The 3,506-nt window shown below is 47.6% G+C and carries 4 protein-coding genes; 3 read left to right on the top strand and 1 reads right to left on the bottom strand.

Annotated features, from left to right (window positions below; all coding sequences use genetic code 11):
• Positions 1-1,189, bottom strand: a 1,189-nt coding sequence (locus tag CHK_RS02015; RefSeq protein ID WP_046442368.1) for an IS110 family RNA-guided transposase, incomplete at its 3' end; no start/stop codon positions are given.
• Positions 1,190-1,474: 285 nt separating this feature from the next.
• Here CHK_RS02015 and CHK_RS02010 point away from each other — a divergent pair.
• The 3 genes from CHK_RS02010 to CHK_RS02000 form a co-directional block, all read left to right on the top strand.
• Positions 1,475-2,356 (top strand): ParA family protein, encoded by an 882-nt coding sequence (locus CHK_RS02010; RefSeq protein WP_160295572.1) that lies wholly within the window; start codon positions 1,475-1,477, stop codon positions 2,354-2,356.
• A complete protein-coding gene (locus CHK_RS02005) occupies positions 2,250-3,188 on the top strand; it encodes a ParB/RepB/Spo0J family partition protein (protein ID WP_046442366.1) in 939 nt (312 codons plus the stop codon). Before CHK_RS02010 ends, CHK_RS02005 begins: the two co-directional genes overlap by 107 nt.
• On the top strand, positions 3,185-3,506 hold a 322-nt coding region (locus CHK_RS02000), incomplete at its 3' end, for an IS110 family transposase (protein ID WP_152651643.1). The genes CHK_RS02005 and CHK_RS02000, both read left to right, overlap by 4 nt.

The raw sequence follows: 3,506 nt of genomic DNA, 5'->3' as shown, positions 1-3,506 counted from the left end.
GATGCTCCTTAACCCGTGCGTAGTAGATACGCAGGAACTTGTTGGCTCCTGCCATCATGTAGACGTAATAATGCTTACCCTCGCCGCGTTTTTTGTCAAGATATTGGAATACAGCATCATGAGAGGGCGCGTGTTTGAGCAGGCAGTCCATGACCTGAAAAAGCGTCTTTCTGAGTGAGGAAGAACCTCGTTTGGAAATGCCGGTACTCTGTGCTTCAAAGGCGCCGGACTGGAAAGGCGGTGCGTCGATACCGGCAAAAGCAACCAGCGACTGCTTACGGTTGAAACGTCGCACATCGCCAATTTCAGCCATGAGTTGAGGTCCTAACACATTGCCGACCCCTTGCATAGCCATGACAACAGGAAATTCCGGCAAGCCGGAGGCAAGGGAAAGTATCTGCTGCCGAATCAGAGCCAGCGTTTCCGATAGGGAGTTAAGCTGCGACACAGCTTGAGTAATAAGCTGTTTGGCAAAGGTGCTTCGAGGCAGTGTACTGACTTGTATGCAGGCGGAATTGTAGATGGCAGCGGTCTTAGTGGAAAGAAAGTTGTAACCTGTTCTTTTGCACCATTTTTGATAGCGCTGGGTAAAAACGTTTTTGGAAAGGCTGTTGACGCATTCACAATGCCAAAATTTACCCACGAAGTCAATCCATTTTTCGTGACCGTCCCCCTTGCGGGGCGGGCTGGAGAACAGCATGTTGACACTCGGAAAGGTTTGGTCAAGCAAAGCGATGAGGCTGTTTTTAAGCATAACACTCTGCTTAACGTACTGGTTGCACTGGCGGGCGCAGGTTTTAAGCATGTGGCGAACGTCTTCTTCCGGCGCATATTGCGGAAGATCAAGCCAATGGCTTAGAGCATAGCTGGCGATTTTAACAGCATCTTTCTTGTCCGTTTTGACCCGTCTAAGGGAATTTTGACCGTAGTCATGTACAAGAATAGCATTGACAACGGACACATAGAGGCCGGCTTCGTGCAGGTGCATGGCGACAGGCAGATAGTAATTGCCAGTATGTTCCATAACAATGCGGGTTTCACCCTCCAAACTTTTCAGACGTTCAACCAAACGTCTGAGTTCATGAGCGGTGTGCTGAATTTCAAAAGGTGAAGCAACCACCTCACCGAAGGGACGCAGGATAGCAACCATGCACTTGCCCTTGGAAATGTCGATACCGACAGCGTTCATAAGTATTCCTCCTGATTGATGTATTGTAATCGGTGCCCATCTCTTACCCATTGCCTATTCAATCTACTGAGTGACACGAACGCACGAGTGGTGGCTCTACCTGCAAAACGAACGCTGCAACAAGAGGATGGCTGACTGTCTCACGTACGGGCGTGTAGACCCAAGAAAGGAGTCGTCAGACCAATTACTCCCCTTATTGTAGCTTAGACTATGGGATGGAAAGGCGTATGGCTGGCTGCCATATCCTATCCATAAATTATTGTAGTAGAAAAGGAGGACATGAAAGTGTCGAGAGTGATTGCAATAACGAATCAAAAAGGTGGAGTTGGTAAAACAACAACGGCGATCAATTTGGGGGCGGCGTTGGTGAAAGAGGGCAAAAAAGTTTTGCTGATCGACTTTGATCCGCAGAGTAACCTTACAAAAGGCTTGGGGTGGGAGCCGCAGCAGCTTTCGCGCACCATAACGGATATCGTCGAAGATTTAGTAAATGGCGAAGATTTTGAACCTGCCGATGGCATACTGCATCATAACGAAGGTATGGACGTGATGCCGACAAACCGCAAACTGGCAGGCTTTGAAGCAAACTTAATCAACGAACTTGGGCGTGAGTACCTATTGAAGCGGTACATTGAGATGGTAAAGGGGTTGTATGAATATATCTTGATCGACAGCCAACCGTCCCTCAATATCCTTACGATCAATGTACTGACAGCGGCGAACGGTATCATCATTCCCACACAACCGGAAATGTATAGCATAGAGGGCATCATGGAGATCAAGCGTACATTCCAAAAGATCAGGCAAAGCAACCTGAATCCCACATTGGGGATCTACGGCATTCTTGTTACGATGATGAATAATCAAACCAATTATACAAGGCAGGAGCGGGACGCGATCATAAACGAATTGTGTCGCACAGAGCATGTGTTTGAATCCTGCATCCCATATACGGTGAAAGTGAAGGAGTGCGGGAAAAATGGGGTAAGCATCATCAGGCACTGCCCCCGCAATAAGGCGGCAGCGCAATATGAATTATTGGCAAAGGAGGTAATTGCGAATGAGCAAAAACGGCGGGAAAGTAAAGATAGATTCGGACAGTTGGTTTCCTTCAACGCTGCCGGAAACAAGCGGAAAAAGGGAAATCGTAGAGTTGCCAATCAATGACTTTTATCCGTTCAAGAATCATCCGTTTAAAATACGGGACGATCCAGAAATGCTTGAACTGGTTGAGAGTGTAAAGCGAACTGGACGAATCATTCAACCAGTGATAGCAAGGCCCCGCGAGGGCAAAACGGGTGTAGAGACCATTGCAGGGCATAGGCGGCTGCAAGCGGCAATCATGGCAGGACTGGAAACAGCTCCTGCCATTGTTACGTCTATGGACGACGATACCGCGATAATCATCCTGGTGGATACCAATTTAGGGCAGCGCACACACCTGTTGTTCAGTGAAAAGGCTTTTGCGTACAGAATGAAATTGGAAGCGATGCGGCATCAGGGCCAACGGACAGATTTAACTTCGGGACAAAATGTCTCAAAGTTAAAAAGCACTTCACAGATAGGTGAAGCCACAGGGGATAGCTATAAACAAGTGGAGCGTTACATCCGTCTCACGTACCTAATAGAGCCGCTTTTAGATAAGGTGGATTATAAAGAGCTTCTATTTACGCCTGCGGTTGACATATCATATTTGAAAAACGAAGAACAAATATGGGTGGGTTGTGCGCTTGAGAAATATGGCGGGTTGACCACGAAGCAATCCTCCCTCATCAAGCAGATGAGCAAGGAAGGAAAACTTACGGAAAGCGCGATTGAAGCAATCATGCGTACCGAGCAGCCGTTGGATATGAAGGTGACGCTCAGAGGGCAGACGTTGCAGAAATATTTTCCAAAGGACTATACCCCCAAACAGATGCAGGAGGTCATTAGATTGAATAGGCAATGGGTAAGAGATGGGCACCGATTACAATACATCAATCAGGAGGAATACTTATGAACGCTGTCGGTATCGACATTTCCAAAGGCAAGTGCATGGTTGCTATCCTGCGTCCCTTCGGTGAGGTGGTTGCTTCACCTTTTGAAATTCAGCACACCGCTCATGAACTCAGACGTTTGGTTGAACGTCTGAAAAGTTTGGAGGGTGAAACCCGCATTGTTATGGAACATACCGGCAATTACTATCTGCCTGTCGCCATGCACCTGCACGAAGCCGGCCTCTATGTGTCCGTTGTCAATGCTATTCTTGTACATGACTACGGTCAAAATTCCCTTAGACGGGTCAAAACGGACAAGAAAGATGCTGTTAAAATCGCCA

The sequence above is a fragment of the Christensenella hongkongensis genome (genome assembly GCF_000981035.1).
Classification (GTDB): Bacteria; Bacillota; Clostridia; order Christensenellales; family Christensenellaceae; genus Christensenella; species Christensenella hongkongensis.
The sequence above is the reverse complement of the archived record's forward strand: the minus strand, read 5'-3'. Positions and strand labels throughout refer to the sequence as shown.

Coding starts and splice junctions, on each gene's coding strand:
- CHK_RS02005 (WP_046442366.1), top strand. CDS start 2,250: ATGAGCAAAAACGGCGGGAAAGTAAAGATAGATTCGGACAGTTGGTTT.